The 26169-nt window shown below is 64.8% G+C and carries 34 protein-coding genes and 5 tRNA genes; 27 read left to right on the top strand and 12 right to left on the bottom strand.

All coding sequences use genetic code 11. From position 1 onward, the window contains the following. Nucleotides 1-191: 191 nt before the first annotated feature. From N5D91_RS00895 to tig, 11 genes are all read right to left on the bottom strand, one after another. Nucleotides 192-2147 (bottom strand): peptidyl-prolyl cis-trans isomerase, encoded by a 1956-nt coding sequence (locus tag N5D91_RS00895; protein ID WP_110711225.1) that lies wholly within the window; start codon nt 2145-2147, stop codon nt 192-194. 193 nt (nt 2148-2340) lie between these two features. Then, a tRNA-Asp gene (locus N5D91_RS00890) sits at nt 2341-2417 on the bottom strand. 106 nt (nt 2418-2523) lie between these two features. After that, nucleotides 2524-2600: transfer RNA gene (locus N5D91_RS00885), tRNA-Asp, on the bottom strand. 87 nt (nt 2601-2687) lie between these two features. Continuing rightward, nucleotides 2688-2764 (bottom strand) — tRNA-Asp (locus N5D91_RS00880). A gap of 83 nt (nt 2765-2847) precedes the next feature. Next, nucleotides 2848-2924 (bottom strand) — tRNA-Asp (locus N5D91_RS00875). A 26-nt stretch (nt 2925-2950) separates the two neighbouring features. Beyond that, nucleotides 2951-3025: transfer RNA gene (locus tag N5D91_RS00870), tRNA-Val, on the bottom strand. A gap of 11 nt (nt 3026-3036) precedes the next feature. Beyond that, on the bottom strand, nt 3037-3309 hold the full coding sequence (locus N5D91_RS00865) for an HU family DNA-binding protein (RefSeq protein WP_004146343.1): 273 nt from the start codon (nt 3307-3309) through the stop codon (nt 3037-3039). A gap of 217 nt (nt 3310-3526) precedes the next feature. Beyond that, nucleotides 3527-5977 carry an endopeptidase La gene (gene lon, locus N5D91_RS00860; RefSeq protein WP_049422624.1) on the bottom strand — a complete coding sequence of 817 codons (2451 nt, stop codon included), beginning with the start codon at nt 5975-5977 and terminating at the stop codon, nt 3527-3529. Nucleotides 5978-6119: 142 nt separating this feature from the next. After that, on the bottom strand, nt 6120-7409 hold the full coding sequence (gene clpX / locus N5D91_RS00855) for an ATP-dependent Clp protease ATP-binding subunit ClpX (protein ID WP_004154600.1): 1290 nt from the start codon (nt 7407-7409) through the stop codon (nt 6120-6122). 126 nt (nt 7410-7535) lie between these two features. Then, complete coding sequence (gene clpP / locus N5D91_RS00850) at nt 7536-8162, bottom strand: ATP-dependent Clp endopeptidase proteolytic subunit ClpP (RefSeq protein ID WP_004146318.1); 627 nt, start codon at nt 8160-8162, stop codon at nt 7536-7538. 76 nt (nt 8163-8238) lie between these two features. Then, on the bottom strand, nt 8239-9534 hold the full coding sequence (tig, locus tag N5D91_RS00845) for a trigger factor (RefSeq protein ID WP_049400909.1): 1296 nt from the start codon (nt 9532-9534) through the stop codon (nt 8239-8241). Nucleotides 9535-10096: 562 nt separating this feature from the next. Between tig and N5D91_RS00840 the strand changes: the two genes are divergently transcribed. The 21 genes from N5D91_RS00840 to N5D91_RS00740 all read left to right on the top strand — a co-directional run bounded on the left by N5D91_RS00840 (nt 10097) and on the right by N5D91_RS00740 (nt 22317). Next, nucleotides 10097-12532: a DNA-directed RNA polymerase gene (locus N5D91_RS00840; RefSeq protein ID WP_005412423.1), complete on the top strand. Its 2436-nt coding sequence runs from the start codon at nt 10097-10099 to the stop codon at nt 12530-12532. Between the two features lie 44 nt (nt 12533-12576). Continuing rightward, nucleotides 12577-12720, top strand: coding sequence for a hypothetical protein (locus N5D91_RS00835; RefSeq protein ID WP_005412422.1), 144 nt, complete (start codon nt 12577-12579; stop codon nt 12718-12720). Beyond that, entirely contained in the window at nt 12713-12997 is a 285-nt protein-coding gene (locus tag N5D91_RS00830) for a hypothetical protein (protein WP_005412421.1), read from the top strand. The genes N5D91_RS00835 and N5D91_RS00830 overlap by 8 nt, the downstream gene beginning before the upstream one ends. Beyond that, entirely contained in the window at nt 12997-13155 is a 159-nt protein-coding gene (locus N5D91_RS00825; RefSeq protein WP_154267700.1) for a hypothetical protein, read from the top strand. Before N5D91_RS00830 ends, N5D91_RS00825 begins: the two co-directional genes overlap by 1 nt. Beyond that, the gene (locus N5D91_RS00820) at nt 13155-13820 is read left to right on the top strand and encodes a hypothetical protein (protein ID WP_004154595.1); all 666 of its coding nucleotides are present in this window, start codon (nt 13155-13157) and stop codon (nt 13818-13820) included. The genes N5D91_RS00825 and N5D91_RS00820 overlap by 1 nt, the downstream gene beginning before the upstream one ends. Further along, a complete protein-coding gene (locus N5D91_RS00815) occupies nt 13804-14241 on the top strand; it encodes a RusA family crossover junction endodeoxyribonuclease (RefSeq protein ID WP_157178715.1) in 438 nt (145 codons plus the stop codon). Before N5D91_RS00820 ends, N5D91_RS00815 begins: the two co-directional genes overlap by 17 nt. Then, on the top strand, nt 14242-14604 hold the full coding sequence (locus N5D91_RS00810; protein ID WP_004154593.1) for an N-acetylmuramoyl-L-alanine amidase: 363 nt from the start codon (nt 14242-14244) through the stop codon (nt 14602-14604). Between the two features lie 11 nt (nt 14605-14615). Beyond that, nucleotides 14616-15002 carry a helix-turn-helix domain-containing protein gene (locus N5D91_RS00805; RefSeq protein ID WP_004154592.1) on the top strand — a complete coding sequence of 129 codons (387 nt, stop codon included), beginning with the start codon at nt 14616-14618 and terminating at the stop codon, nt 15000-15002. Then, the gene (locus N5D91_RS00800) at nt 14999-15178 is read left to right on the top strand and encodes a hypothetical protein (RefSeq protein ID WP_004154591.1); all 180 of its coding nucleotides are present in this window, start codon (nt 14999-15001) and stop codon (nt 15176-15178) included. Before N5D91_RS00805 ends, N5D91_RS00800 begins: the two co-directional genes overlap by 4 nt. 151 nt (nt 15179-15329) lie before the next feature. Further along, entirely contained in the window at nt 15330-16796 is a 1467-nt protein-coding gene (locus N5D91_RS00795) for a toprim domain-containing protein (protein WP_005412418.1), read from the top strand. Nucleotides 16797-16961: 165 nt separating this feature from the next. After that, nucleotides 16962-17210, top strand: coding sequence for a hypothetical protein (locus tag N5D91_RS00790; protein ID WP_005412417.1), 249 nt, complete (start codon nt 16962-16964; stop codon nt 17208-17210). A 10-nt stretch (nt 17211-17220) separates the two neighbouring features. Next, nucleotides 17221-17871, top strand: a complete 651-nt coding sequence (locus tag N5D91_RS00785) for a hypothetical protein (RefSeq protein WP_005412416.1) — start codon at nt 17221-17223, stop codon at nt 17869-17871. A 12-nt stretch (nt 17872-17883) separates the two neighbouring features. Further along, entirely contained in the window at nt 17884-19758 is a 1875-nt protein-coding gene (locus N5D91_RS00780; protein ID WP_049417451.1) for a DNA polymerase, read from the top strand. Then, the gene (locus N5D91_RS00775; RefSeq protein ID WP_050483582.1) at nt 19740-20078 is read left to right on the top strand and encodes a hypothetical protein; all 339 of its coding nucleotides are present in this window, start codon (nt 19740-19742) and stop codon (nt 20076-20078) included. Before N5D91_RS00780 ends, N5D91_RS00775 begins: the two co-directional genes overlap by 19 nt. Then, nucleotides 20075-20440 carry a hypothetical protein gene (locus N5D91_RS00770; protein WP_005412414.1) on the top strand — a complete coding sequence of 122 codons (366 nt, stop codon included), beginning with the start codon at nt 20075-20077 and terminating at the stop codon, nt 20438-20440. Before N5D91_RS00775 ends, N5D91_RS00770 begins: the two co-directional genes overlap by 4 nt. Nucleotides 20441-20468: 28 nt before the next feature. Beyond that, nucleotides 20469-20594 carry a hypothetical protein gene (locus N5D91_RS00765; protein ID WP_005412413.1) on the top strand — a complete coding sequence of 42 codons (126 nt, stop codon included), beginning with the start codon at nt 20469-20471 and terminating at the stop codon, nt 20592-20594. Then, nucleotides 20591-20839, top strand: coding sequence for a hypothetical protein (locus N5D91_RS00760; RefSeq protein ID WP_005412412.1), 249 nt, complete (start codon nt 20591-20593; stop codon nt 20837-20839). Before N5D91_RS00765 ends, N5D91_RS00760 begins: the two co-directional genes overlap by 4 nt. Continuing rightward, on the top strand, nt 20836-21147 hold the full coding sequence (locus tag N5D91_RS00755) for a hypothetical protein (RefSeq protein WP_043033722.1): 312 nt from the start codon (nt 20836-20838) through the stop codon (nt 21145-21147). The genes N5D91_RS00760 and N5D91_RS00755 overlap by 4 nt, the downstream gene beginning before the upstream one ends. After that, complete coding sequence (locus N5D91_RS00750; RefSeq protein WP_005412410.1) at nt 21144-21293, top strand: hypothetical protein; 150 nt, start codon at nt 21144-21146, stop codon at nt 21291-21293. The genes N5D91_RS00755 and N5D91_RS00750 overlap by 4 nt, the downstream gene beginning before the upstream one ends. Then, a complete protein-coding gene (locus N5D91_RS00745; RefSeq protein WP_004154583.1) occupies nt 21290-22123 on the top strand; it encodes a hypothetical protein in 834 nt (277 codons plus the stop codon). Before N5D91_RS00750 ends, N5D91_RS00745 begins: the two co-directional genes overlap by 4 nt. Then, a complete protein-coding gene (locus tag N5D91_RS00740; protein WP_005412408.1) occupies nt 22111-22317 on the top strand; it encodes a hypothetical protein in 207 nt (68 codons plus the stop codon). Before N5D91_RS00745 ends, N5D91_RS00740 begins: the two co-directional genes overlap by 13 nt. Nucleotides 22318-22342: 25 nt before the next feature. Here the strand turns inward: N5D91_RS00740 and N5D91_RS00735 are convergent, their stop codons facing one another. Beyond that, on the bottom strand, nt 22343-22651 hold the full coding sequence (locus tag N5D91_RS00735; protein WP_032961816.1) for a hypothetical protein: 309 nt from the start codon (nt 22649-22651) through the stop codon (nt 22343-22345). Nucleotides 22652-22719: 68 nt separating this feature from the next. Here N5D91_RS00735 and N5D91_RS00730 point away from each other — a divergent pair, with 68 nt between their 5' ends. The 6 genes from N5D91_RS00730 to N5D91_RS00705 all read left to right on the top strand — a co-directional run bounded on the left by N5D91_RS00730 (nt 22720) and on the right by N5D91_RS00705 (nt 26167). Next, complete coding sequence (locus tag N5D91_RS00730) at nt 22720-23256, top strand: adenylate kinase (RefSeq protein ID WP_004154581.1); 537 nt, start codon at nt 22720-22722, stop codon at nt 23254-23256. Nucleotides 23257-23320: 64 nt separating this feature from the next. Beyond that, nucleotides 23321-23500 (top strand): hypothetical protein, encoded by a 180-nt coding sequence (locus N5D91_RS00725; protein WP_005412407.1) that lies wholly within the window; start codon nt 23321-23323, stop codon nt 23498-23500. A gap of 20 nt (nt 23501-23520) precedes the next feature. Next, nucleotides 23521-23673, top strand: coding sequence for a hypothetical protein (locus N5D91_RS00720; RefSeq protein WP_005412406.1), 153 nt, complete (start codon nt 23521-23523; stop codon nt 23671-23673). Further along, a complete protein-coding gene (locus N5D91_RS00715) occupies nt 23666-25222 on the top strand; it encodes a portal protein (RefSeq protein ID WP_005412405.1) in 1557 nt (518 codons plus the stop codon). Before N5D91_RS00720 ends, N5D91_RS00715 begins: the two co-directional genes overlap by 8 nt. 16 nt (nt 25223-25238) lie before the next feature. After that, entirely contained in the window at nt 25239-25382 is a 144-nt protein-coding gene (locus N5D91_RS00710) for a hypothetical protein (protein WP_004154577.1), read from the top strand. Continuing rightward, nucleotides 25382-26167, top strand: coding sequence for a capsid assembly protein, putative (locus N5D91_RS00705; RefSeq protein WP_005412404.1), 786 nt, complete (start codon nt 25382-25384; stop codon nt 26165-26167). The genes N5D91_RS00710 and N5D91_RS00705 overlap by 1 nt, the downstream gene beginning before the upstream one ends. Nucleotides 26168-26169 lie beyond the last annotated feature (2 nt).

The raw sequence follows: 26169 nt of genomic DNA, 5'->3' as shown, positions 1-26169 counted from the left end.
TGTAAAGCCGAGCCCATGCTCGGCTTTTTCATGCCTGCGCCCGGCAGATGCAGTCGAGCCCGGCTCGACTCTACAAAAGGCGGTCGAGCAAGCTCGACCACTACCAGAGCTCAAGCGCGCCACAAACGAGGCGAAGGCACAAAAAAAAGGCCCGGCATTGCCGGGCCCTTTCGTACCTGCAGCCGGTGGGCTTACAGGTTCGCTTCGGTGGTCTGGACCACGAACTTCTTGCGCATCGCCTCGATGTAGGCCTTGGCCGCGGCCATGCCGTCGATCTGGCTCAGCTGGTCCTTCAGCTGCTTCTGCTGCTCGGCGGTCACTTCCTTCACGTCGCCCGGGTTCACCTTGTTCACCGCGAACAGCAGCGCGTGGCCATTGACGTCGACCTTGCCGTAGCTCGGCTTGCCCTCGGCCGGCACCGGCGCGCTGAAGATCGCGCGGTTGATTTCCGGGGTCGGCACCGGCTGGCTGCGCGGCAGGCCCGGCATCGGGCTCAGCTGCAGCTTCTCGCTGGCAGCCAGCGACTGCAGGGTGGCGCCCGCCTTCAGCTTGGCCAGCACGGCGTCAGCGGCCTTGTCGCTGGCCTGGCGCTGGCGGTCGGCGCGGATCGCGGCGATCACCTGCTCGCGGGCCTTGTCCAGCGGCATCGCCTGTTCCGGGGTATGCGCGGCAACGCGGATGACCACGCTGTGGTTGGTGGCACCGCCCAGGGCGATCGGATCGCTGGCGGTACCGTCCTGCACCAGCACTTCGGAGAAGGCGGCGCGCAGCACGGCCGGATCAGCGGCGATGCCACTGGCGGTCGCGCGGGTGATCGGGCCCAGGGTCTGCAGCGGCAGGTTCACTTCCTTGGCGGCAGCGGCCAGGTCGCTCGGGCTCTTGTTGATGGCATCGACCAGGTGGCCGGCCAGCTCGTTGAAGCCGCGCTCGCCATCGGCCTTCAGCTGCTCGGCGGCCAGCGTGTCACGCACTTCCTCGAACGACTTGCCCTGGCCACCACGCACCGCGGCGACCTTGATGATGTGGTAGCCGAAGTCGGTCTTCACCGGGCCGATCACGTCACCCGCCTTGGCGGCGAACAGGGCGTCTTCGAACGGCTTGACCATCGCGCCACGCTCGACCCAGCCCAGATCACCGCCCTGGTCCTTCGAACCCGGGTCTTCCGAGTTGGCCTTGGCCAGCGCCGCGAAGTCGGCACCCGCCGCCTTGGCTTCGGCAGCGAGCTTGTTCGCCTTGGCTTCGGCACCGTCACCGGTGATCAGGATATGGGCAGCCTGGCGCTGTTCCGGCGAGGTGAACTTCGCCTTCTCGTCTTCATAGCGCTTGCGCAGGGTCGCTTCGTCAGCCGCGGTCGGTGCCGGCAGGTTGGCGCCGTTGATCTCGACGTATTCCAGCGACACGCTCTCGGCCTGGCGGAAGTCCTTGCCGTGGCCGTCGTACCACTGCTTGATCTGCGCATCGGTGACCGGCGCAGTATCGGCCGGCACTTCCGGCAGCGCGGCCAGCTCGACGTCACGGGTTTCGCCCAGCAGCTTCAGCAGACGCTCGGTCTCGGACTGGGTGACGAAGCCGGAGTTCTGCAGGCCCGACGGGATCACCGACTGCTGCAGGCTCTCGCGCACCAGCTCCTGGAACTGGGTCGGGGTGCGCGGCGGATTGCCACCGGCCAGGGCCAGGCGGTAGTTGTTCTCGTTGAACTTGCCGTTCGAATCGAGGAACGCCGGCATGGTCGCGATGTACTCGCGCACCGCGCCGTCGCCGATCACCACGCCCGCCTGTTCACCGACCAGGCGCACGACCTGCTCGTCGATCAGCTGATCGAGCACGGCCAGCTTGTTCTCAGTGCTTTCGAACGCGCGCGGGTCGAAGTTCTCGCCCTGCTGCTGGCGCTCACGCATGCGCTCCTGCTCGAAACGCGTGCGGAAATCCTGCGCGCTGATCTCGTGGTGCTGCCACAGCATGCGCACCGGCCACCACGACGGTGCCGAACGCCACCAGGTCGGAGGCGCGGAAACCTTGGCCACGTTCTGTGCGCCAACGCCACCGAGGTAGCTGTTGTCGATCACGAACAGGAACGGAATCATCAGCAGCCCCAGGATCACGGTGACGATCCAGCCTGAGGTCTTGTCGCGGAGTTTCTGCAGCATGGTGAGGAATCACAAGGCCTGATTGGCGAGCCCGGCAGTGTAACCCGCTTCGCCGCAGGGACCAAAAGCAGCGCCGGCGCGGCCTGCGCCGCATCCTTGCAGCAACGCGTCACTGGTAGATGCATGCCTCACGTCCGACCGCGCGAACGACACAAAGAAAAAGCCCCCGGCTTGCGCCGAGGGCTTTTAAAGTTGGCGGAGCGGACGGGACTCGAACCCGCGACCTCCGGCGTGACAGGCCAGCATTCTAACCAGCTGAACTACCGCTCCGCGCTGAAACTTTGCAGGCGCCCAGTATATCCGAAGACTTCCTGGAAACCCAGCCCGATGAACACTTTTTTCAAAGTTTTTTCACAGGGACTTAAGAATTCTGCAATGGCGGAGCGGACGGGACTCGAACCCGCGACCTCCGGCGTGACAGGCCAGCATTCTAACCAGCTGAACTACCGCTCCGTTCTTGCAAAAACCCTTTCGTCTTCTTCCCGAGCCTGTCGGTGAGAAGACAAGGCCCCCAGCTTTAGGCCGGGGGCCTCGATGTAATGGCGGAGCGGACGGGACTCGAACCCGCGACCTCCGGCGTGACAGGCCAGCATTCTAACCAGCTGAACTACCGCTCCGCATTGTTACCTTGCTTGTTTTCCACCGGCCTGGACCGGGAAGAAAACAAAGCCTCCAGCTTTTGGCCGGAGGCCTCGTTGAATGGCGGAGCGGACGGGACTCGAACCCGCGACCTCCGGCGTGACAGGCCAGCATTCTAACCAGCTGAACTACCGCTCCACACTCAAACTTTTACCGCGGTGCTGTGGTGGGTGCTGAGGGTTTCGAACCCCCGACCCTCTCCGTGTAAAGGAGACGCTCTACCGCTGAGCTAAGCACCCCAGCGAGCCGCTTAGTTTACAGCATCCTTCAGGGCCTTGCCAGCCTTGAACGACGGATTCTTCGAAGCAGCGATCTTGATGGTGTCGCCGGTCTTCGGGTTGCGGCCGGTGCGGGCAGCACGGTCGCGGACCTGGAAGGTACCGAAGCCAACCAGGGTGACCGCATCGCCGTCCTTCAGCGCCTTGGTGACGGCAGCAACGACGGCATCGACAGCGCGGCTGGACTCGGCCTTGGTCAGGTCGGCAGCTTCAGCAACGGCATCGATCAATTCGGTCTTGTTCATTCTCTACAACTCCTTTGGCGGTGGGTTCCGCTTATTCGACAGGGAAGCAACCGCACGCGCTCTGCATGCGGCCGCCATGTGGAAACGGTTCGCCGATTCAGTGATCGCTGACAGCGATCACTCATTCGCGAGTGCTGCTTTTATACCAGCGGCCCTACCCCCACGCAAGGTGAAAAGCCAGCAACGACGCGGGTTTCGGGCCATTGGACAGCGCGCGTCAATGCTTGACGCGCGCGCTTCCACTCGGTTTGGCCTTGCTGCGCACCGTGACACGTTGCGCACTCTTGCGCGCCTTCTTCGGTGCCAGCGGACGCTCCAGCGCCAGGTCCAGGACTTCTTCGATGTACTTCACCGGCACGATCTCCAGATCGCGCGTGACGTTGGCCGGAATGTCGGCCAGGTCCTTGCGGTTCTCTTCCGGGATGATGACCGTGCGGATGCCGCCACGCAGTGCGGCCAGCAGCTTCTCCTTCAACCCGCCGATGGCGGTGACGCGACCACGCAGGGTGATCTCGCCGGTCATCGCCACATCGGCGCGCACCGGCACCTTGGTCAGCATCGACACCAGCGAGGTGACCATCGCCGCGCCGGCACTCGGGCCGTCCTTCGGCGTGGCGCCATCGGGCACGTGCAGGTGCACGTCGTGCTTCTGCAGGAAGTCGCTGTCGATGCCAAAGCCCACGGCGCGCGAACGTACCACCGACAGTGCCGCCGACGCCGATTCCTTCATCACGTTGCCGAGCTGGCCGGTCAGGATCAGCTGGCCCTTGCCCGGCACCAGCGTCGATTCGATCTGCAGCAGATCGCCACCGACTTCGGTCCAGGCCAGTCCGGTGACCAGGCCGATCTCGTTTTCTTCCTCGGCGCGGCCGAAGTCGAAGCGACGCACGCCCAGGTACTTGTCCAGGTTCTTGCTGGACACACTGACCAGCGCCTTGGACTTCTTCGCCCCCTTCTTCGCCTTCACCGGCTGCGGGCCAGCCAGCGCGATCTCCTTCACCACCTTGCGGCAGATCTTGGCGATCTCGCGTTCCAGGTTGCGCACGCCCGATTCGCGCGTGTAGTAGCGCACGATGTCCTGGATCGCATCACTGCCGATCTCCAGTTCTTCCGGCTGCAGGCCGTTGGCCTTGATCTGCTTCGGCACCAGGTAGCGGGTGGCGATGTTGAGCTTCTCATCCTCGGTGTAGCCGGGGATGCGGATCACTTCCATGCGGTCCAGCAGCGGGCCCGGAATGTTGAGCGAGTTCGAGGTGGCCACGAACATCACTTCGGACAGGTCCAGGTCCACTTCCAGGTAGTGGTCGTTGAACGCGTTGTTCTGCTCCGGGTCGAGCACCTCCAGCAGCGCCGACGACGGATCGCCACGGAAGTCCATCGACATCTTGTCGATCTCGTCGAGCACGAACAGCGGGTTCTTGCTGCCGACCTTGTTGAGGTTCTGCACGATGCGGCCCGGCATCGAACCGACGTAGGTACGACGGTGGCCACGGATCTCGGCCTCGTCGCGTACGCCGCCCAGCGACATGCGCACGAACTTGCGGTTGGTGGCCTTGGCGATGGACTGGCCGAGCGAGGTCTTGCCCACGCCCGGCGGCCCGACCAGGCACAGGATCGGGCCCTTCATCTGCTTCACGCGCGACTGCACCGCCAGGTACTCAAGGATGCGTTCCTTGACCTTCTCCAGGCCGTAGTGGTCGGCATCGAGGGTGTCCTGCGCGGCCTTCAGGTCCTTGCGCACCTTGCTGCGCTTCTTCCACGGCACGCCCAGCAACCACTCCAGGTAGTTGCGCACGACCGCCGCTTCGGCCGACATCGGCGACATCTGCTTGAGCTTGTTCAGTTCATTGCGTGCCTTGGCTTCAACCGCCTTCGGCATGCCGGCTTCGGCGATCTTGCGGGCCAGCTCTTCCAGCTCGCCCGGTGCATCGTCCAGGTCACCCAGTTCCTTCTGGATGGCCTTCATCTGTTCGTTGAGGTAGTACTCGCGCTGGCTCTTCTCCATCTGCGACTTCACGCGGCCGCGGATGCGCTTTTCCATCTGCTGCACGTCGATCTCGCCGTCGACCAGGCCGACCAGCATCTCCAGGCGGTCACCGACGGCCAGCGTTTCCAGCAGGCGCTGCTTGTCGGCCAGGCGCACGCTGATGTGCGCGGCGATGGTGTCGGCCAGGCGGGCCGGCTCATCGATGCCCGACAGCGTCTGCAGCAGCTCCGGCGGCAGCTTGCGGTTGGTCTTCACGTACTGCTCGAACAGCGACATCAGCGAGCGGGCGATCGCCTCCACCTCGCGTGCTTCGCGCTCGTCGGTGGCGTCGATCTCCACGGCCTGGCCATGCAGCGAGCCGTTGCGCTCGTCGACGTGGGTGACCTGCACGCGCGACAGGCCTTCGACCAGCACCTTGATGGTGCCGTCGGGCAGCTTCAGCAGCTGCAGCACCTGCGCCAGCGTACCGACCTGGTAGAGGTCGGCCGCATGCGGGTCGTCGGTCTCGGCCGACTTCTGCGCCAGCAGCAGGATGCGCTTGTCCGCTTCCATTGCCTGTTCGAGCGCGTGCATGGACTTGTCACGGCCGACGAACAGCGGGATGACCATGTGCGGGAACACCACTACGTCGCGCAGCGGCAGGACCGGCAGGTCGAGGGTTTCACTTGGGGAACGGGCCATGGGGGCTCCAGGGAAGGGGAAAACCGCCTCCGGGAGGGCATCTTCCGGAGACAAAAAAAGCCGATGGCCCCGTTATGGGGCCATCGGCTTTCAGATGCAAGGCATTCCTTGAAAATCCTTTCCAATCAACAACCTGGAAGGATCACTCGGCGCCTGCGGCCTTCTGTTCAGGGGCCGCCGGGGTCTGGTAGATCAGGTACGGCTCGGACTTGTGCTCGATCACCGACTCGTCCACCACCACCTTGCTGACGTTTTCCTGCGACGGCAGGTCATACATGGTGTCCAGCAGGACCGATTCGACGATGGTGCGCAGGCCACGGGCACCGGTCTTGCGCTTGAGCGCCTTCCTGGCGATGGCCGACAACGCGTCCGGACGGAACTCCAGCTCGACGTTCTCCATCTCGAACAGCTTCTTGAACTGCTTGGTGATGGCGTTCTTCGGCTCGGTCAGGATCTTGATCAGGGCCGGCTCGTCCAGCTCCTCCAGGGTCGCCACCACCGGCAGGCGGCCGACGAACTCGGGAATCAGGCCGAACTTGATCAGGTCTTCCGGCTCGACTTCGGCCAGCACCTTGCCCACTTCCTGCTTGCGCTCGCTGCTCTTGACCTTGGCGCCGAAGCCGATGCTGCCGACGTCGGTGGAACGGGCCTGGATCACCTTGTCCAGCCCGGCGAACGCGCCGCCGCAGATGAACAGGATGTTCTTGGTGTCCACCTGCAGGAATTCCTGCTGCGGGTGCTTGCGGCCGCCCTGCGGCGGAACGCTGGCCACGGTGCCTTCGATCAGCTTCAGCAGGGCCTGCTGCACGCCTTCGCCGGACACATCGCGGGTGATCGACGGGTTCTCGCTCTTGCGCGAGATCTTGTCGATTTCATCGATGTAGACGATGCCCTGCTGTGCCTTCTCGACGTCGTAGTCGCACTTCTGCAGCAGCTTCTGGATGATGTTCTCCACGTCCTCGCCCACGTAACCGGCTTCGGTCAGCGTGGTGGCGTCGGCCATGGTGAACGGCACGTTGAGCAGGCGGGCCAGGGTCTCGGCCAGCAGCGTCTTGCCCGAACCGGTCGGGCCGACCAGCAGGATGTTCGACTTCGCCAGTTCGACGTCGTCGTTCTTCTGCCGGCTCTCGATGCGCTTGTAGTGGTTGTACACGGCCACGGCCAGGGTGCGCTTGGCGCGGTTCTGGCCGATCACGTACTGGTCGAGGACCTCGAGGATCTCGCGCGGCTTGGGCAGCGAACTGCGCGCCGACTGCGCCTTTTCCTCAAGTTCCTCACGGATGATGTCGTTGCACAGCTCCACGCACTCATCGCAGATGAATACGCTCGGACCCGCAATCAGCTTGCGCACTTCATGCTGGCTCTTGCCGCAGAAAGAGCAGTAGAGGATCTTGCCGGTGTCCGTGGAACGACCTTGGCGGTCTTCGCTCATGCTTCGCTTACCCAGTTACCCCACCCGCTGAACGGGGGTTCGATTCGAGAATAGCACAGGGCCGAGGGGACACCAGTCCCGCCCGACCCTGCAGGAACGGGGCCTCCCTGGCCCCGTGAAGGCCGGTCAGCCGGCCTGGATCGACTCATCCGGACGACGCTCCAGGACCTGGTCGACCAGACCGTAGGCCTGCGCCTCGAAGGCGCTCTTGAAGTTGTCGCGCTCGGTGTCGCGGGCGATCGTCTCCAGCGACTGGCCGGTGTGCTTGGCCAGCACCTCGTTCAGGCGCGAACGCAGGGTCAGGATCTCACGCGCGTGGATGTCGATGTCGGTGGCCTGGCCCTGGTAGCCACCCAGCGGCTGGTGGATCATCACGCGCGAGTTCGGCAGCGCATAGCGCTTGCCGGCTTCGCCCGCGGCCAGCAGCAGGGCGCCCATCGAGGCGGCCTGGCCGATGCAGGTGGTGCTCACATTCGGCTTGATGTACTGCATGGTGTCGTAGATCGCCATGCCGGCGGTGACCACGCCACCCGGCGAGTTGATGTAGATGTTGATGTCCTTTTCCGGGTTCTCCGATTCCAGGAACAGCAACTGCGCCACCACCACGTTGGCCATGTGATCGTCGATCGGGCCCACGAGGAAGATCAGGCGCTCCTTCAACAGGCGCGAATAGATGTCGTAGGCACGCTCGCCGCGGCTGGTCTGCTCGACCACCATCGGAACCAGGTTCAGGGCTTTGGTTCGGTTGTCCATTACGTGAGGTACCTATCTTGGGGGGCAACAACCCCGCGCCGGCAAAGGCGCGGGGCATCCGGTGATCCGCCCGGGCTTACTGGCGGATCGCGTCCTGGAACGACAGCTTCTCTTCGGTGTGCTGGGCACGCTCGGCGATCCAGTCGATCACCTGCTCTTCCATCACGCGGTTCTGCAGGCCAGACATCAGCTGGGGGTCGTTGCGGTACATCTCAATGACCTGTTCCGGCTCTTCGTAGGTCGAAGCGATCAGGCGCATCGTTTCGTTCAGGCGCTTGGCTTCCAGGCGCAGGTCGTTGATGCGGGCCACTTCACCGACCAGCAGGCCGACCAGCACGCGCTTGGCGGCCGCTTCCTTGAAACCTTCATGGGCATCGGCCGGGATCTCGCCGACGTTCTGGCCGTTGCGGCGGATCTGCTCGACCTGCTGGGCCAGCATGGCGCGGGCTTCGTTCTCGACCAGGCGCGGCGGCATTTCCACCGACGAATAGGCGGCGATCAGCTGCTCACCCACTTCGCGGCGCAGGCGGTTCATCAGGGCCCCCTTCAGCTCGCGCTCCAGGTTGGCACGGATGTCACTGCGGAACTGCTCGACGTCGCCGCCCTTCACGCCGAAGCTCTTGATGAAGGCTTCGTCGACCGCCGGCACGACCGGCTCGGACACTTCAGCGACCTTGACGGTGACCTGCACGGTCTTGCCCGCCAGCACCGGCACGCGCCAGTCAGCCGGGAACTCGACGTCCAGGGTCTTCTCTTCACCCTTGGCCAGGCCGACCAGGCCCTTTTCGATGGTGTCGAACATCATGCCCTGGCCGAGCACGATCGAACCCTTCTCGGTGCCTTCGGCCGGCAGGCGCTCTTCGCCGGCCTGCGACCAGGTTTCCACCGCGACCAGGTCACCGTCCTGCGCGCCACGGCTGACCGGGGCCCAGGTACGACGCTGGTTCTGCAGGTTCTCGATCATCTGGTCGATGTCGGCGTCGGTGATCTCGGCGCTGTGGCGCACGACGGTCAGCTTGCTGACGTCGATATCGCCGAAGTCCGGCACCACTTCCACGGTGGCCACGAAGGAGAATTCACCCTCGTCGCCCTTGTCGATGCGCGGGCTGCCGACGATGCGCAGGTCGTGCTCGCGCACGGCGGCATCGAAGGTTTCGCGCAGCAGGCCGTCCAGCGCCTCGCCACGGACCTGCGCGCCGAAGCGCTGCTCGATCACCTTGGCCGGCACCTTGCCCGGACGGAAACCCTTGATGCGGGTGGTACGGGCGATTTCGCCCAGGCGGCCGACGATGTGGCTCTGCAGACGCTCTTCCGGCAGCGAGAAGCTCAGGCGGCGTTCCAGGTTGCCGGTGGATTCGATCGAAGCTTGCATGTTGACTCCTGCCACCGGTGGCCCAGGCCCCCGGCTCGATGATTGGGATGAAACGGTTGTAAGGACACGACGTCTGGGACGCGCCTGCTTGCCGCAGCCCTTTAGTTTCGCCCAATTCGGCCTGCACTGCCAGCGCGTGCCGGTCAAGTGGGCGCAGATGGCCCGATCAGGGCGGGGACAGGCCGGCACTGGTGCGAAAGGGGGGACTCGAACCCCCACGCCTTGCGGCACTGGAACCTAAATCCCGAAGCCCCTGCCGATTAGTGCTGACCACTCAACTACTTACAGCGTTCCAGTCTATCAGGTGACGCTTCGGGTGACATATAGGTGACGCCGGGTGCCGCGACAGGTGACACCAGGTGACGCCGAATAAAGTGGTCATCTTCGGCGGACCTCCTCCTAGGACAACCATTCAGAACTACTCATTGCTGTTCACCACCGAGGACTACTACAGTTCCACATAGGTCCACCCAGGACCAACAACCGAACCACTCAGGACCGTACCGGGCAGCCCCCGGTGCGGTCCTCCCGTTTTGACTTTTGCATCCCCCGAGGGCAAACGATGACGACTTGGCAAGAGAACGACCTGCACGCCGCCCAGCTCGAACTGGAGAAGGAAAGCACCAGCCTGGGCATTGCCCGCTACGAGAAGATCAGGGAGCAGCGCCAGGAGGCCGAGACCGGCCCCGGCCGCAAGCTGGTCATGGAGAGCATCGACGCCACCGCCGCCGCGATCATGGCGTTCGTGGCCGAAGCCGACACCGGCAAGCCGGGCAAGCGCCACGCCGCCCTCAAATTCATCCGCCACCTGAACCCCCACGCCCTCGCCTATCTGACCAGCTTCACCTGCGTCAACGCGCTGGTCGCCGATCACCGCAAGGCGGTGTCCGTGGCGATCACCCTGGGCCACGAGGTCGCCAACGAGATCAACTTCTCCCTGCTCCGCGAGAAGCACCCCGGCCTGTACCGGGTCGTCCAGGAGCAGCTCAAGAAGTCCACCTCGGCCCGGCACTCCACCGCCGTCATGCGGCACGTCATCGCCGACGCCGAGTTCGCCCCCGAGGACGACAAGCGCCTCTACCTGTCCGACAAGGACGCGCTGCTGGTGGGCATGAAGCTCATCGAGCTGTTCGTCGAGGCGACCGGGCTGGTCGAGCTGGTCACCGTCGCCGAGCGCGGCAAGCGCCACCTGCTCATCGCCGGGAATCAGAAGGTGCTCGACTGGCTGACCAAGGCCCACGACAGCGCCGCCCTGTACCAGCCGGTGCTGATGCCGATGGTCGTCCCGCCCCGTCCGTGGACCACGCCCCGCGACGGCGGCTACCTGACCGACATCGGCGGCCGGGCTGACCTCGTGCGTACCCGCAACCGCGCCTACAAGCGCGAGCTGGCGCTGGTCGATATGCCCAACGTCTACCAGGCCCTCAACGCCATCCAGGCAACCGCCTGGAAGGTGAACGTGCCCGTCCTAGAGGTCATGCGCGAGCTGTGGAACGCAGGCGGCGGTGTCGCCGGGCTGCCGGAGCGTGAACTGATGGACCTGCCGAGCCGCCCTGCCCTGCTGGAGACCGACCCGGACTACTTCAAGGAGCACCACGCCGACGAGTTCAAGGAATGGAAGCGCGACCGCGCCAAGGTCTACGAGGCCAACGCGCGCAGCGTGTCCACCCGCCTCGCCGCCGCGCAGAAGATCGCCTTGGCGGAGAAGTTCGCCGAGTACCCCGCGATCTACTTCCCTCACAACCTCGACTTCCGCGGCCGGTGCTACCCCCTGCCCCCGACGCTGACCCCGCAGGGTGATGATGCGGCCAAGGGCCTGCTGACGTTCGCCCAAGGCGTGCCGCTCGGCGAGGACGGTGCCTACTGGCTCGCCATCCACGTCGCCAACTGCTTCGGCGTGGACAAGGTGTCGTTCGAGGAGCGCGTGGCCTGGGTGCGCGAGCACGAGGAGCAGATTCTCGACAGCGCCCTCGATCCGCTGGACGGCCAACGCTTCTGGATGGACGCCGACAGCCCGTTCTGCGCGCTGGCAGCGTGCTTCGAGTGGCTCGGCTACAGCCTCAACGGCCGCGATCACGTCTCCCATCTGCCCATCGCGCTCGACGGCTCCTGTAACGGCCTCCAGAACTTCTCGGCCATGCTCCGCGACTCCGTGGGCGGTGCAGCCACCAACCTGATCCCGCAGCCGAAGCCCGCCGACATCTATTCGCGCGTGAAAGACGTGGCCCAGGAGAAGCTGCGCGCCCGTGCCGAGAGCGGCGACCCGCTGGCGATCAAGCTGGACGGCCAGCTCACCCGCGACATCGTGAAGCAGCCGGTGATGACGCTGCCCTACGGCGTCACGAAGTCGGGCATGCGCGCCCAGGTGCTCTCCAAGTTCAAGAAGCTGGGCATGGAGGACGATTGGGAGACCGCCGAGTACCTGGCGACCCTGCTGTGGGAGTGCATCGGCGAGGTCGTGATCGCAGCCCGCGCGGCGATGGACTGGCTGCGTGACGCCTCCAAGGTCGCCTCGTCGGCCGACCTGCCGGTGAGCTGGACGACCCCCGCTGGCTTCCCGGTCCTCCAGGAGTACCGCGAGGAGGAAGGCGTCCGCATCCGGCCGCACGTCGGAGGCCGCGAGGTGAATTTAGTGGTCAACATCGGCGGTACTAAGCTCGACCGTCGCAGGCAGACCCTCGGGATCAGTCCGAACTTCGTCCACTCCTGCGACGCCAGCCACATGATGCTGACCACCTGCCTCGCGGCAGAGAACGGCATCGAGTCGTTCGCCATGATCCACGACTCCTACGGTACGCACGCGGGCCAGGCAGCAATCCTCGCCGCCGCACTCCGGCAGGCGTTCGTCGATCAATACAGCGGCGACGTACTGGCCGACTTCCGACAGCAACTCGTCGAGCAGCTCCCGCCAGAAGCGGCAGAGAAACTCCCACCCCTCCCGCCGCATGGCGACCTGGACCTCAGCCTGGTGCTGGAGTCGCGCTATTTCTTTGCCTAGTCCATCCCCCTTTGGCAATTGATACCCCAAGCGAGAACATCAACATGAGCATCAACTACCAGCACGCACTGAACACCTACGTTGCCCAGGACCACTTCGGTGTGGTCCTCGGCATCTACAACCCGGCCGAACACGGCACGGTCGAGGAGTTCAAGCACCGCATGACGGAGCTGCACGCAGGTGCGTGATCGCGTCATCGACGGACTGCACTCACGTTCTGCCGAGAGCGCCGCACGCGGCGCTTTCGTAGTGATCGACAGCGTGCAGTCCCTCGGCCACCCGGCCGATCAGGTGATCGGCTTGGCGTGCGCCTTCAAGAACTTCTGCGAAGTGCTCGGCCTCGATCCGATGGAAGTGCTGCGGGTCGTCTCGCGCATGGAGCAGGACTGCCGCTACCGGCAGGTCAACACCCTCAACGCCGTGCGCCGCTACGCGGAGCGCGAGCTGAAACCGCACTACCCGTGATGCGTGACCCGATCACCGACGCCTTCATCGACGAGGCGCTCATCGGCTTCGACATCGACGAAGCCTTCGGCATTTCCGCCGACACCCCGTTGACCGCCGCCGCTGACCTGTGGCGCGCGGGCATCTATCTCCCGACCAACTACGAGACCGACAACTGATGGCAACCAAGAAGCGCGAACGATTCGTCTCCCCCAAGGGCACCGCCGTGTGGCCGCGCCTGAACGAACCGGACACCAAGTTCAAGCCGGAAGGCGAATACACCGTGAGCCTGGCGTTCGACCCGAACGACAAGGACTTCAAGGCGCTGGCGAAGAAGCTGGAAACCCGGCGCGACGAGCTGTTCCAGGAGTTCCTGAGCGAGAACCCGAAGAAGAAGAAGGGTGCCGAAGTGGCCCCGGTGTTCACCGAAGAAACCGACGAGAACGGCGATGACACCGGCCGCGTGCTGGTGAAGTTCAAGATGAAGGCCAGCGGCGTCAGCAAGCGCACCGGCAAGAAGTTCACCATGCGCCCGGACATCTTCGACGCCCGCGGCAAGAAGATCGACAACCCGCCGCAGATCGGCGGCGGCAGCGAACTCAAGGTCTCCTACGAGATCGGCGGCTCGTTCGTCGAATCGGCCAAGAAGTTCTACCTGACCTGCTACATGGTCGCCGTCCAGGTGATCGAGCTGGTCGAGTTCGGCCAGCGCAACGCCAAGGACTACGGCTTCGGCGAGGAGGACGGCTACGAGGCCGCCGACAGCGCGCCGTTCAGCGACAGCGATGACGACTCGGACGACGACAGCGACTCCGACGACGAGGGCGATGACGGCGACTACTGATCCGCTGTCGGTCATCGTGAACACCGCGAGGGGGGCCAAGCATTTGGCCTCCCTCACGTTCCCGTTTGACCCGGTGCCCGCCTCGCGCCCGAAGGTTTCGCGCTGGGGCGTCTACTACGGCAAGACCTACAAGACCTGGAAGGAAGCCGCAGAGAAGCATCTGCCAGCCGGTGATCTGGACCTGTCGCCGACCGATCCGGTTTTAGTGGTCATCATCGCGGTATGCAAACGCGCCAAGACCTCGAAGGCCGCGTTTCCCAAGGGCGACGTGGACAACCTCGCCAAGGGGCCGATGGACGTTGTGACCAAAGCCACCGGCTATTGGGCCGACGACAAGCAAGTCATGTGGCTGCTCTCCGGTAAGCGCTGGGCGCAGCCGGACGAAGAACCACGCACCGAAGTCCACCTCTACAAACTCTAAGTGCGCCTCAAACCTCTGGAATCGGTAGAGGCGCTGTTCGTCCTCGCCAGCATGACCCGCCCCGAGCAGGTCACGACCGGCGAAGAACTCGCACGCCTGCACCGCTCGCAGGGCTACTCGAAGATCGCCGTCCACTTCGTCATCGAACGTGACGGCTCGATCTACGACGGTCGCCCGCTGAATCAGCCCGGCGCTCTCGCCGGTAAGCACAACCAATCCGCATACCAAGTCTGCCTCCTGGGCGGCGTCAACGACGCCATGCAGCCCGAGGACAACTTCACCGAAGCCCAACACGCCGCGCTGCGACGCCTGCTCGCCGCCTACGGCAAGCCCGTCGTGTGGGCACCTGACTTCCCTCGATAGGAGAACCCAACGTGAAACCGCTGCCCCCGCAAACCCAGGTCGTCCTGGATCACCTGCGTCGCCACTCGCACCTGACCTCGTGGCAGGCCGAAGGCGTCTACCGCATCCGCCGCCTCGCCTCGCGCGTCGATGAGCTGCGCGCTGCTGGCTTCGAGATCGAAACGCAGACCTGCGAGGACGCCTCGGGGCAGCGGTACACGCGCTATCGCCTGTCGCGCCGTCAGCGCCGCAGCAAGGCTCCGCTCCTGGAAGCGCGCCGCGCTCCGAAGCAGTACCGCGTCGATGCGCTGCTCCAGCTGTATCGCAACTACTGCACCGACGAGCTGGGCCTCGACGCCAACGATGCGACCGAAGAAGTCGCCGCATTCACCAAGTTCCTGCTGGAGAAGAACGCATGACCAACACCGCTACCACCGTCATTCCGTCCGCGATGCGCCTGGCTTTCGAGCGCGCATGGGCGCGCGCCGACAAGCCGTTCCGCGGCCTGGGCCGCACCGTCAAGGGTGCGCTGAATCGTCGCCTCGGCATTTCCTACCGCAAGCGCATGTGGTCCGTGGAGCGTGCAAAGCGCTGACTCCGAATACCTCCACAAAGAGCCGTGCCCGAACTGCGGCAGCAAGGACAACCTTGCGCGCTACAGCGACGGGCACGGCTACTGCTTCGGCTGCGGTCACTACGAGCCAGCCGAAGGCGAGGAGGTCTCTCAACCCACCAGCAGGAAAACCATGAGCGACTTTGCGAAGGGTGAACCGCAAGCCCTGGCGAAGCGCGGTATCACTGAGGAAGCATGCCGTAAGTACGGCTACTGGATCGGCAAGGACAAGCACGGCAAGACCGTGCAGATCGCCAACTACAAGCGCGATGGCGGCATCGTCGCGCAGAAGCTCCGCTACCCCGACAAGAAGTTCTCATTCATCGGCGACTCGAAGGCGTGCGGGCTGTTCGGCCAGCACCTCTACGAACCGGGGCGACGCCTCGTCATCACCGAAGGCGAGATCGACGCGCTCTCCGTGGCGCAGGCACTCGGCCTCCGCTGGCCGGTGGTGTCCGTTCCGAACGGAGCGCAAGGCGCGGCCAAGTCCATCAAGCGCGAGCTGGAGTGGGTCAACGGCTTCGACGAGGTTGTGCTCATGTTCGACATGGACGAACCGGGCCAAGCCGCCGCGCAGGAAGTGGCGCTGCTGCTGACTCCCGGCAAGGCCAAGATCGCACAGCTCCCGGCGAAAGACCCGAACGAGCTGCTCCAGCGTGGCGATGCCGAGGCGATCACCCGCGCCATCTACGAAGCGCAGACCAAGCGCCCCGATGGAGTGGTGACGTTCGGCTCCCTCAAGGAGAAGGCACTCAAGCCGGTCTCGATGGGCATGCCTTGGCACGACCCGCGCCTCACCGCGCTGACCTACGGCAAGCGGTACGGCGAGGTCTACACCTTCGGCGCGGGCACCGGCATCGGCAAGACCGACTGGCTGATGGAGGAAGCAGCCTTCATCGCGCAGGAAACCGGCGACCGCGTTGGCCTGTTCTTCCTGGAGCAGCAGCCGGTCGAGACGGCGAAGCGCATGGCAGGCAAGGTTGCTGGCCGCCGCTTCCACGTCCCCGATGGGAGCTGGACGCAGGAGGAGCTGGAAGCCGCGTTCGAGATTCTCGACAAGGGCCAGGTGTTCATCTACGACCACTTCGGCTCGTCCGAGTGGGACGTGATCGAAGCCAAGATGGCCCACATGGTCGTCGCCGAGGGCGTCAAGCACATCGTCCTCGACAACCTCACGTCGTTTGCGGCCGGTGCCGAGGACGAGCGGAAGATGCTGGAGGACACGATGGCGAAGATCGCGCAGTTCGCGCAGCGCCACCTCATCTGCATCTACCTGGTCTCGCACCTCGCCACGCCGGAAGGCAAGCCACACGAGGAAGGCGGGCGCGTGATGCTCCGCCACTTCAAGGGCAGCCGCGCGATTGGCTTCTGGACGCACTTCGCGTTCGGCCTGGAGCGCAACACGCAGGCCGAGAACGAGGCCGAGCGCAACTGCACGACCTTCCGCGTCCTAAAGGATCGCTTCACCGGCCAGTCGAACGGCCAGGTTCTCTACTACAGCTACGACCACGCATCCGGCCGCCTGCTCAATGCAGATGCTCCGGGCGAATACGGCGACTTCGCCGACGAGTCATCCGATGTATCCACCTCCGACTACTGACGGCCGCTCGGTCGTCGGCTTCATCCCAGCTGATGCGCCGCTCTCCTTCGCTGAGAGCCTCGTTCTCCCCTACCAACTCCCGCGCTCCGACCAAGCCTGCCGTGTCATGTACGGCAAGCCTGGGCGGCGCGTGGTCATCCACATCAAAGCCGAGGAACTACCCCAATGAAAGAGATCGTCGCCATCGCAATCGACCTGCTGACCGCTCCGTTCCGCAAGGACACCGTGACCGACGTGGTGAAGGTGCTGGAGGGCCAGGTGGACAAGCTGTTCAAGATCAGCGCCGACCGCATCGCCACCGCATCGACGCTGCGCGACAAGGCCGATGTCCTGCACTCGCAGGCCGACGAGCACGAGGAAGAAGCCGAGCGCGCCCTGCGCGTCGCCGAGCGCTTCACCAACCTGATCCGCTAAGGGACCAACCATGACTGCCGAGCAACACGCTCGGTCCCTGTTCGACGTGTTGCCGGCCGAAGTCCGCCACCTGGTGATCCTGGGTGGCGGAAGCCTGCGCGCGTTCTACGACGGGACCGAAATCAAGGACATCGACTGCTTCTTCGTGTCACTGGCGAGCTACACCTACGTGGCCGCGTACCTGAGCGGCCGTAACGACTGGACCAGCGAGGCCGCTCCGAACGGCATCCGCAACTTCCGCTCGCCCGAGGGTCACCTCGTGAGCCTGATCGGCTTCGAGTTCGGTACGCCGCACGAGCACTGCGCCCGGTTCGATCTGCGGTGCTGCGCCCACGTCGCCATCTACGAACCCAGCACCGACGAGGTGGTGGTCGTATCCCTCGAAGGCGCGGTTGCCGACGCATCGGAGAAGCTGCTGTTCGTGCTGAACAACAACGGCACCGAGCGCACCATCCGCCGCATCACGCACTACGTCGAGGATTACGGCTACACGCTGCATCCCGACCAGCCCGAGCAGGACGAACTGTTCGAGGACGACGACTTCCCCGGCCACGCGCCGCAGGGCGTCCACACGCCGCCGAAGGCCCCCGAGCCGGAGTACATCCTCCGCGCCCGCCGCCGCGTCCGCGCAATCCCCGTAACCAACCACGGCTACCCGTAAGGAGGACCGCCGTTGATCCTCGTATTCGACTGCGAGACCAATGGCCTCCTCGACGAACTTGACACGATCCACTGCATTTCCCTCCAAGAGGTAGATGAGACCGGCGCACCGCGCGGTCCCATCCTGTCCGCCAACGATCACGGCACGGGCGAAATGACAGTCCGTCAGGCCGTCGAGAGGCTCAAGAAGGCCAAGCGCGTTGTCGGCCACAACATCGCCGGATTCGACATTCCGGCTATCGCCAAGGTGTTCCCGGACTTCAAGGTCCAGGCGTACTTCGACACGTTGCTGATGTCCACGCTGGTCTACCCGGACCTCAAGGACCGCGACTTCAAGGCCCGCAAGAAGCAGGGAGCGAACCCGGTGTTGCCGGGCAAGCTGATCGGCCGCCACGCCCTCGAAGCGTGGGGCTACCGCCTCGGTCGCTGGAAAGGCGACTACGCGGCGCAGATGGCCGCACGCGGCCTCGATCCCTGGGCACAGTGGTCTCAGGAAATGGACGACTACTGCGACCAGGACGTTGCGGTCACGCAAGCGCTGTTCGCGTTGCTGATGAGCAAGGGCCTCCCTACCGAGGCCATCGAGCTGGAGCAGGCCGTCGCGCCGATCCTCTCGCGTCAGCAGCGCTACGGCTACCTGTTCGATCAGGAGAAGGCGCGTGAGCTGGAGTGCATCCTCGTGTCCCGGCGCACTGCGCTGGAGGCCGAGCTGCGCAAGGTCATTCCGCCGTGGAAGGTGGTGAAGCGCAAGTTCGTACCGAAGCGCGACGACAAGCGCCGCGGTTACGTCAAGGGCGTGGAGGTCACGACCTACAAGGACGTGGTGTTCAACCCGGCAAGCCGCCAGCACATTGCTGACCGCTTGACTGCAATGTACGGCTGGCAGCCCCAGGAGTTCACCGAGAAGGGCCAGCCGAAGATCGACGAAGAAGTCCTGGGCGCGCTCAAGTTCCCGATCATCCCGCTCCTGCTGGAGCACTTCATCGTCAACAAGCGCCTCGGCCAGCTCGCCGAAGGCGACGAGGCGTGGCTCAAGGCCATCAAGAAGGACGGCCGCATCCACGGCAGCGTGAATCAGAACGCAGCGGTGACCGGCCGCATGACGCACTCGAAGCCGAACATCGCTCAGGTGCCGAAGGTCCAGCACTCGAAGGAGAAGGGAATCCTCAAGGGCCAGGAAGGCGGCTACGGATTCGAGTGCCGCTCGTTGTTCTGCGTCCCAACAGGGAAGCTCCAGGTCGGCGCGGACGCCTCGGGATTGGAGCTGCGCTGCCTGGCGCACTTCATGGCAAAGCACGACGGCGGCGAGTACGCCAAGGTCATCCTCGAAGGCGACATCCACTCCGTCAACCAATCGGCGGCAGGACTGCCAACCCGCGACAACGCCAAGACCTTCATCTACGCCTTCCTCTATGGGGCAGGCGACGCGAAGCTCGGCTCCATCGTTGGCAAGGGTCGCCAGGCCGGGGCGAAGCTCCGCTCGAAGTTCCTGGCCGGGCTGCCTGCGCTGGAGAAGCTGGTACGCGGGGTCAAGAAGCGCGCGGCCGAGAAGGGATACCTGATCGGTCTCGACGGCCGGAAGCTGCACATCCGCAGCGACCACGCCGCGCTCAATACCCTGCTCCAGTCGGCCGGTGCGCTGGTGATGAAGAAAGCCCTGGTGATCCTCGACGCCGACCTGCAAGCCGCAGGGTTGGTGCCGGGCGTCCACTACGAGTTCCTCGCCAACGTCCATGACGAGTGGCAAATCGAAGTGGACGAGGACAAGGCCGAGTTCGTGGGCAAGACCGCCCAGGCTGCCATCCGCAAGGCTGGCGATTACTTCGGCTTCCGCTGTCCGCTCGATGGCGAGTTCAAGATCGGAAGGAATTGGGCCGAGACGCACTGACCCGCGGCAAGCGGGACATTGCACTCGCCCTGGTGCGCCAAGCGAAACGCCGGGCAGCTAGGAAGGGACTGCCGTTCGACCTCACGTCGGACGACATCGTGGTCCCCGACTTCTGCCCGGCACTGGGCATCCCGCTGTACCGCGCTGTCGGGCGCAAGGCCCAAGGCCCCAACTCACCCACGCTCGACCGCATCGAACCTGACCTCGGCTACGTCCGGGGCAACGTGCGCGTGATCTCCGCACGCGCGAATCAGATCAAGTCCGACGCGACTCCCTCGGAGCTTCTGCGAGTCGCCTGTTACGTCCAAGAGAACCGATGAACCCAACCAACATCCTGCGCGCCCTCGCGGCGCTGCTGGTCGTTGCCGCGCTCGCGGCAGGCGGCTTCGCAGCCTGGAAGTACACCGCAATGGCCCAGCGCGTGACGGAGCTGGAGGAGTCGGCAAAGGAACTGGCCGACCTCAAGCAGACCGTCGAGACCCTCAACCGCGAAGCCGTGCGCCGCTCTGCCTTCGATGCAGCGCTGCGGAACGCCCGCGCCACCACCAACCGCTCTGTGGAGATTGCAGCAAATGCTGACCCGGAAACTGGCGATTACCTGTCTCGCCGCATTCCTGACGAGCTGCGCCGCGCACACCTCGAAAGTCGTGCCGGAGCAGTTCCTCCAGCCGACCGTCATTGAGGGCACGCACTCCTCACTCGACGCCGTGATGGCTGACCCGACCACCACCACCTACGACCTCTACCGCTTCGGCGGCAACGCCGAGGACGGCCTCCAGCGTTGCAACGCCGACAAGGCGAGCGCCCTGGAAGTCCTCAAGGAATCGAACCGATGAACGAGAACCGGCTTCGCGTGCATTTCATTGGCGGCCCCGCTGACGGCGATGTCCGCGTGATCGATCCGTGTACCACCTACCGCGTGGCTGTGCTCGAACACCAGCCCGAGGTTCATGCCTACAACGCCAAGTGCCCGTGCTGCACCGAGCGCATGCTGCGCCCCGTGGAGTGGAGCACCGCGACCTACTTCATCCGCCGCGTTAGCGAGAAGTGCTGGGTCGCCGTACACGAGAGCATGGTATGAAGCGCGCTCTCCTGATCCTGGCGCTGTGTGCTGGCCTCGCTGCGTGCGATATGAAGCCCTGGCCGCCGAGTGCGGACTATGGCTCGTGCCTGAAAGGGCACAGCGAGAACTCCTACATCATCATGTGGCAGTCGATGTGTACGGGGAACTCCTGCACGCAGATTCCGTACACCATCCCGACCACCGACTTCGTGTGCGACGAGCACGAGTACCCGCTCGGCGACGGCCCGGAGTACCAGGCCGGAATGAAGCGCTACGCCGCCGAGCTACAGGCGTGGTATGAGCGCCACCCGGAGAAGCGGCCATGACTTCCTACGTCACCTATCGGCCACCGCAGGCGGCCGGTTCCTGGGTCATTGGCGGCAACTTCTTCGTGCAGGTCCGGGAGCGTCCGAACTGGCTGCACCGCTGGTTCGCGCTGGCGTTCCTGGGATGGCAGTGGGTGGACGCATGAACAAGCGCGGCCCCCTGCTACTGATCGACGCCGATGTGCTGCGCTACCAGCTCGCGTTCTCGAACACCGCGAACATCGACTGGAACGGCGACGGCAACAAGGTCGAAGCGATCCAGCCCGAGCGCGCGAAGGCGAAGCTGGAGGACTACATCGACGAGATCGTCGAGAAGTTCGGCGCGCGTGATTACCTGCTGGCCCTGTCCTGCAAGAAGCACAACTTCCGCAAGGACATCGACCCAACCTACAAGCTCAACCGTGCCAGCAAGGACAAGCCTGCCCTGTGGTACGTGCTCGACGAGTTCGTCTACGACGAGTTCGGCGACAAGATCGTGGAGATCGAGAACCTGGAAGGTGACGACGTGCTGGGGCTGCTGGCCTCGCACCCGAATCCGAAGCGCGCGCCAGGCAGCCGCATCGTCGTGTCCATCGACAAGGACATGCAGACGATCCCCGGCATCCGTCTCTACAACCCCAACCGTCCCGACGTGGGCGTCCGGCCGATCTCGGCTCACGACGCTGACCTGTTCTGGATGAAGCAGGTGCTCACGGGCGACCAGGTGGATAACTACCCCGGCTTCCCCGGCATCGGCCACAAGGGCGCGGACGAGCTGCTCATGCCCATCCACGAGGCGTACCGCGATGCGTCCGTCGAGGAGCACCTCGGCGCGCTGTGGAACACCGTCGTCACCACCTACACCACCCGCATCCCCCGCGGCGGCACCGAGCCGCTGTCGAAGCACGATGCGATCCGCCAAGCACGCCTCGCGCGAATCCTGCGCTACGGCGACTACAACCCCAAGACCAAGGAAGTGAAGCTGTGGAAACCCTGATCCTGTTCATCACCATCGTCGCCGTGCTGGCCGTGCTGTTCGCCTTCGTCGCCTACGGCGCTGCCTGGCTGTGGTGGCGCAGCCTCAACACCCTCGAACGCACCCTGTACCGCTCGGCTGGCAGCGTCAAGCTGTGGCCGGCCGCTGTCGGCGTTGCTGGCGCGGCTTGGCTGATCGCCCGGTGTTTCGCCTGACGACAACCAAGCCACCTGATCCTGCTTACCGCAACTCGTCCACGTAGAACTGCTTCCAGTGTGCAATCTCTGACGGATTCCGACTTACGGGTTCTCGGCTATTGAAAACCCAAAGCTGGATCGCCTTCGGCGTAGTCAACGTTTCATACGTGCAGCTGAACTCAGTGAGCTTATCTGTGATGAGCTGCTTGGCCGCATCGTAGCGCTCTCGCTGAATTCCTTGTGCTTGCCCTGATGCCACGAGCGCATCCATCGCCTCCTGTAGGCCATAGAGCTTCTGTGCAAGCTCAGAGATTTCCGCTCCGTTTGTGTTACTCGGCGTAGAACTCGCCATACCTGTCTCCTTCCATAACGAACACGAATTGTACCCGGCTAAGGCCGGGTTTCTCTTTTGGAGTCCCCATGAAGATCATCGGAATCACCGGCCGCGCCCGCAGCGGCAAAGACACCCTGGCCGAGTTCCTGGTCAGCGACCACGGCTTCGTGAAGCTGTCCTTCGCGGCCCCGATCCGCGCCTTCGTGGCGGACATCACCGGCCTGCCGGTGTCCGCGATGGAGGACGGCCCGCTCAAGGAGGAGCCGCTCGACTGGCTCAACGGGCAGACCCCGCGCCGCCTGATGCAGACCGTGGGCACCGAGTGGGGCCGTGAAATGATCGACCGCGACCTGTGGGTCAAGGTGGTCGCGCAGAAGATCCGTCAGGCCCGCCGCGACGGCGCTGCTGGCGTCGTGGTGTCGGACGTTCGCTTCGACAACGAGGCGCAGTTCATCCGTGAGTGGGGCGGCCAGGTGGTCCAGGTGCTCCGCGACAGCGCGGCCCCGGTCTCGGCGCATGCCTCCGAGGCAGGCGTCCACGGCGACCTGATCGACACCGTGATCGACAACAACGGCCCGATCCACCGCCTGCGGATGGTCGCGGAATCGCTGGCCCGACTCTAAGGGTTTAGTGGTCATCATCGGGGGAAACGACAGTTTCCCCACCTATTCATAACCCAGGAGTTCTATGCAAATCCCTCTGCACTCCTACGACCTGATCGACCTCCTGGACGAACTGCACCCCGAAGTGATCTACGACCCCGCCAAGCCGAAGGAGGAGTTCCTGCTCCGGCAGGGCGAGCGCCGCCTGATCCTCCGGCTAAAGGCGCTGCGGAAGGTCGAGCAGATGGAGCACCGCGCCCGCTAATCATGTGCAGCAAGCCCAACATGCCGGACCAGCAGGAGAAAGACCCGATCCTGCTGACCCGCCAGGACACCCAGCCGACCGGCCACGCGGCCGATCAGCGGCGTAAGTCCAAGGTCCGACTGGACCTGAACAACGCAACGCAGTACCAAGGACTGACCATTCCGAATGGCTGACGCCAAGCAGACCTCGGCCGAGAAGCAGACGGCCGCGAAGCGCTACGGCGATCTCAAGTCCAACCGCAAAGAAGCCGAGACGCGCGCCAAGCGCTGCGCCAAGGTTACCCTGCCCCGCCTGTGGGTGGACGAGGGCGCGAAATCGCGTACCCCCGGTTCCGCCTACATCGACACCGGCCCGAAGTGCGTCAACGCCCTGGCCTCGAAGATCGTGCTGGCCTGGCTCCCGCCGAACGCCTCGGTGTTCAAGCTCGCGCCTGACCAGGCAGTCGCCGAGAACATCGCCGAGCAGGCTGGCGTGGAGACCTCCGAACTGGAGGCCGCGCTGGTGGACGTGGAGCGGGTCATCGTCAACGACCTGGAGACCAGCGGCGTCCGCCCGGTCCTCAGCGAGGCGGCCAAGCACGCCATCGTCCTCGGCAATTTCCTGCTCTACGACCCCGACGAGGGCAAGCCTAAGCTGTATCCGCTGACCTCCTACGTGACCGACCGCGACGGCCTGGGCAACGTGCTGGAGATCATCACGCTCGACAAGATCGCCCCGGCCATGCTGCCGGACTCGATCCGCGCGGCGGTGATGCAGAAGCTCGCCCAGGAACGCGACGAAAAGACCAAGAACGACGACGTGAACCTCTACACCTGGGTGCGTCGCTCGGAAGATGGCAAGGAGTGGGAAGTGGTCCAGGAGGTCGAGGGCGTCGAAGTCCCCGAGACCGTGGGCACCTACCCCATCGACGCCTGCCCGTGGATTCCCCTGTGCGCGCCGCCGTCCCTCGTGGACGACTACGGCGAGGGCTTGGTCTACGACTACGTGGGCGCGTTCGAGTCGCTGGAGGCGCTGCGCAAGGCGATCCGTAAGGGTGCCGCCGCGCTGGCGAAGATCATCATGTTCCTCAAGCCGACCTCGACGATCCGCGAGCGCCAGCTCACCGAGGCCGAGTCCGGCGCGGTGCTGCGTGGCGAGGCCAGCGACGTGACCACGCTCCAGCTCCAGAAAGCCTACGACCTGAACTTCGTGCGTCAGGAGGCCGAAGGGCTGGCGAACTCGCTGGAGCTGATCTTCGGCGTGAAGTCCGCCGTGCAGCGCCCCGGCGAGCGCGTGACCGCCTACGAAATCCGGGTGCTCACCCAGGAACTCGACGACGCCCTCAGCGGCTTCATGGCGATGTCGGGCGAGCAGCTCTTGCTGCCGCTGATCCGCCGCCGCCTGCACAAGCTCCAGAAGCAGGGTCGCCTGCCCGAGCTGCCGCAGGAACTCATCAAGCCGCGCATCACCGTTGGCATCGCCGCCCTCGGCCGCGGCCACGACCTGAACAAGCTGATCGAGTTCGGTCAGGCAGTGGATGCGCTTGTCGGCGCAGAGGAGAAGGCGCGCCGCCTCAACAGTGGCGAGGCGATCTCCCGACTGGCCGCCGCTTCCGACATTTCCACCAAGGGCCTGATCCGCTCCGACGACGAGCTTGCTGCCGAGCAGCAGGACGCCTCGGCGCAGGAGGCGATGGTCCGTGCCGCTCCGAATATCGCCTCAGCGATGACCCAAACCCCGTAACCCCGAGAAGGACGCAATGTCGAACGAAACCACCGAGAAGCCCGCCAAGCCGACCAAGGAAGCCCCGAAGGCTCCGAGCGTCGAGCGTAAGGGCAAGGCCGAGATCACCCGCAAGACGAACGGCCTGGTCATCGTCAACTACAAGCCCGAGGACAAGTAATGTCGCAGCCGGGCAAGTCCGAAGTGACCGTCAGCCTTGACGGCATCAACGGCCAGCCGACCCCAGGTCAGCAGCCGCCGCAGAACTCCCAGGACACCCAGCAGCCCGCACCGGGCGCGCAGGGTGGCACCGATGGCGAGCGCCTGTTCGGCGGCAAGTACAAGACCGTGGAGGAGCTGGAAGCCGCCTACGCACAACTGAGCACGCCAGCCGACGACAAGGGTGGCAAGGGCGGCCCCGCGACCATCGACGACGCCACCGCGGATGACGCGCGTGACGCCTTGGCGCGGGCTGGCCTGAACCTGGACGACTTCGCCACCGAGTTCAACTCGAACGGCTCGCTGTCCGAGGAGAGCTACAAGAAGCTCCAGGACGCGGGCTATCCGAAGGAGCTGGTGGACGTGTACGTCGATGGCCTGCGCGCTCGCGTGCAGACCTACGAGAACGCCGTCTACTCGCCCGCAGGTGGCAAGGCCGGTTACGACGGCCTGGTCCAGTGGGCTAAGACCAACCTGAGCGCCGAGCAGAAGCGGGCGTTCAACGAAGCGGTGCAGTCCGGCGACGCCGGCCGCGCAGCGCTGGCAGTCCAGGGCCTCGTCGCCCTCCGTGGCGGCAACGGCCGCCTTCTGAATGGCAAGACCGCATCGAACGCCGATGCAGGCCCCAAGCCGTTCCAGTCGCAGGCGCAGGTCGTCGAAGCGATGCGCGATGTGCGCTACCACCGTGATCCGGCTTACCGCGCGGAAGTCTCCGCCCGCCTGGCCGTGTCGCCGCTGTTCAAGTAATC

The organism is Stenotrophomonas sp. GD03794 (genome assembly GCF_029842145.1).
Classification (GTDB): domain Bacteria; phylum Pseudomonadota; class Gammaproteobacteria; order Xanthomonadales; family Xanthomonadaceae; genus Stenotrophomonas; species Stenotrophomonas riyadhensis.
This window is presented reverse-complemented; position numbering and strand designations above follow the sequence as displayed.

Coding starts and splice junctions, on each gene's coding strand:
- N5D91_RS00710 (WP_004154577.1), top strand. CDS start 25,239: ATGTCGAACGAAACCACCGAGAAGCCCGCCAAGCCGACCAAGGAAGCC.
- N5D91_RS00735 (WP_032961816.1), bottom strand. CDS start 22,651: ATGGCGAGTTCTACGCCGAGTAACACAAACGGAGCGGAAATCTCTGAG.
- N5D91_RS00750 (WP_005412410.1), top strand. CDS start 21,144: ATGACTTCCTACGTCACCTATCGGCCACCGCAGGCGGCCGGTTCCTGG.
- N5D91_RS00755 (WP_043033722.1), top strand. CDS start 20,836: ATGAAGCGCGCTCTCCTGATCCTGGCGCTGTGTGCTGGCCTCGCTGCG.
- tig (WP_049400909.1), bottom strand. CDS start 9,534: ATGCAAGCTTCGATCGAATCCACCGGCAACCTGGAACGCCGCCTGAGC.
- N5D91_RS00835 (WP_005412422.1), top strand. CDS start 12,577: ATGAGCATCAACTACCAGCACGCACTGAACACCTACGTTGCCCAGGAC.
- N5D91_RS00825 (WP_154267700.1), top strand. CDS start 12,997: ATGCGTGACCCGATCACCGACGCCTTCATCGACGAGGCGCTCATCGGC.
- N5D91_RS00745 (WP_004154583.1), top strand. CDS start 21,290: ATGAACAAGCGCGGCCCCCTGCTACTGATCGACGCCGATGTGCTGCGC.
- N5D91_RS00865 (WP_004146343.1), bottom strand. CDS start 3,309: ATGAACAAGACCGAATTGATCGATGCCGTTGCTGAAGCTGCCGACCTG.
- clpP (WP_004146318.1), bottom strand. CDS start 8,162: ATGGACAACCGAACCAAAGCCCTGAACCTGGTTCCGATGGTGGTCGAG.
- N5D91_RS00795 (WP_005412418.1), top strand. CDS start 15,330: ATGAGCGACTTTGCGAAGGGTGAACCGCAAGCCCTGGCGAAGCGCGGT.
- N5D91_RS00815 (WP_157178715.1), top strand. CDS start 13,804: ATGACGGCGACTACTGATCCGCTGTCGGTCATCGTGAACACCGCGAGG.
- N5D91_RS00785 (WP_005412416.1), top strand. CDS start 17,221: ATGACTGCCGAGCAACACGCTCGGTCCCTGTTCGACGTGTTGCCGGCC.
- N5D91_RS00770 (WP_005412414.1), top strand. CDS start 20,075: ATGAACCCAACCAACATCCTGCGCGCCCTCGCGGCGCTGCTGGTCGTT.
- N5D91_RS00790 (WP_005412417.1), top strand. CDS start 16,962: ATGAAAGAGATCGTCGCCATCGCAATCGACCTGCTGACCGCTCCGTTC.
- N5D91_RS00840 (WP_005412423.1), top strand. CDS start 10,097: ATGACGACTTGGCAAGAGAACGACCTGCACGCCGCCCAGCTCGAACTG.
- N5D91_RS00725 (WP_005412407.1), top strand. CDS start 23,321: ATGCAAATCCCTCTGCACTCCTACGACCTGATCGACCTCCTGGACGAA.
- N5D91_RS00895 (WP_110711225.1), bottom strand. CDS start 2,147: ATGCTGCAGAAACTCCGCGACAAGACCTCAGGCTGGATCGTCACCGTG.
- lon (WP_049422624.1), bottom strand. CDS start 5,977: ATGGCCCGTTCCCCAAGTGAAACCCTCGACCTGCCGGTCCTGCCGCTG.
- N5D91_RS00730 (WP_004154581.1), top strand. CDS start 22,720: ATGAAGATCATCGGAATCACCGGCCGCGCCCGCAGCGGCAAAGACACC.
- N5D91_RS00760 (WP_005412412.1), top strand. CDS start 20,591: ATGAACGAGAACCGGCTTCGCGTGCATTTCATTGGCGGCCCCGCTGAC.
- N5D91_RS00715 (WP_005412405.1), top strand. CDS start 23,666: ATGGCTGACGCCAAGCAGACCTCGGCCGAGAAGCAGACGGCCGCGAAG.
- N5D91_RS00765 (WP_005412413.1), top strand. CDS start 20,469: ATGGCTGACCCGACCACCACCACCTACGACCTCTACCGCTTCGGCGGC.
- clpX (WP_004154600.1), bottom strand. CDS start 7,409: ATGAGCGAAGACCGCCAAGGTCGTTCCACGGACACCGGCAAGATCCTC.
- N5D91_RS00720 (WP_005412406.1), top strand. CDS start 23,521: ATGCCGGACCAGCAGGAGAAAGACCCGATCCTGCTGACCCGCCAGGAC.
- N5D91_RS00800 (WP_004154591.1), top strand. CDS start 14,999: ATGACCAACACCGCTACCACCGTCATTCCGTCCGCGATGCGCCTGGCT.
- N5D91_RS00820 (WP_004154595.1), top strand. CDS start 13,155: ATGGCAACCAAGAAGCGCGAACGATTCGTCTCCCCCAAGGGCACCGCC.
- N5D91_RS00705 (WP_005412404.1), top strand. CDS start 25,382: ATGTCGCAGCCGGGCAAGTCCGAAGTGACCGTCAGCCTTGACGGCATC.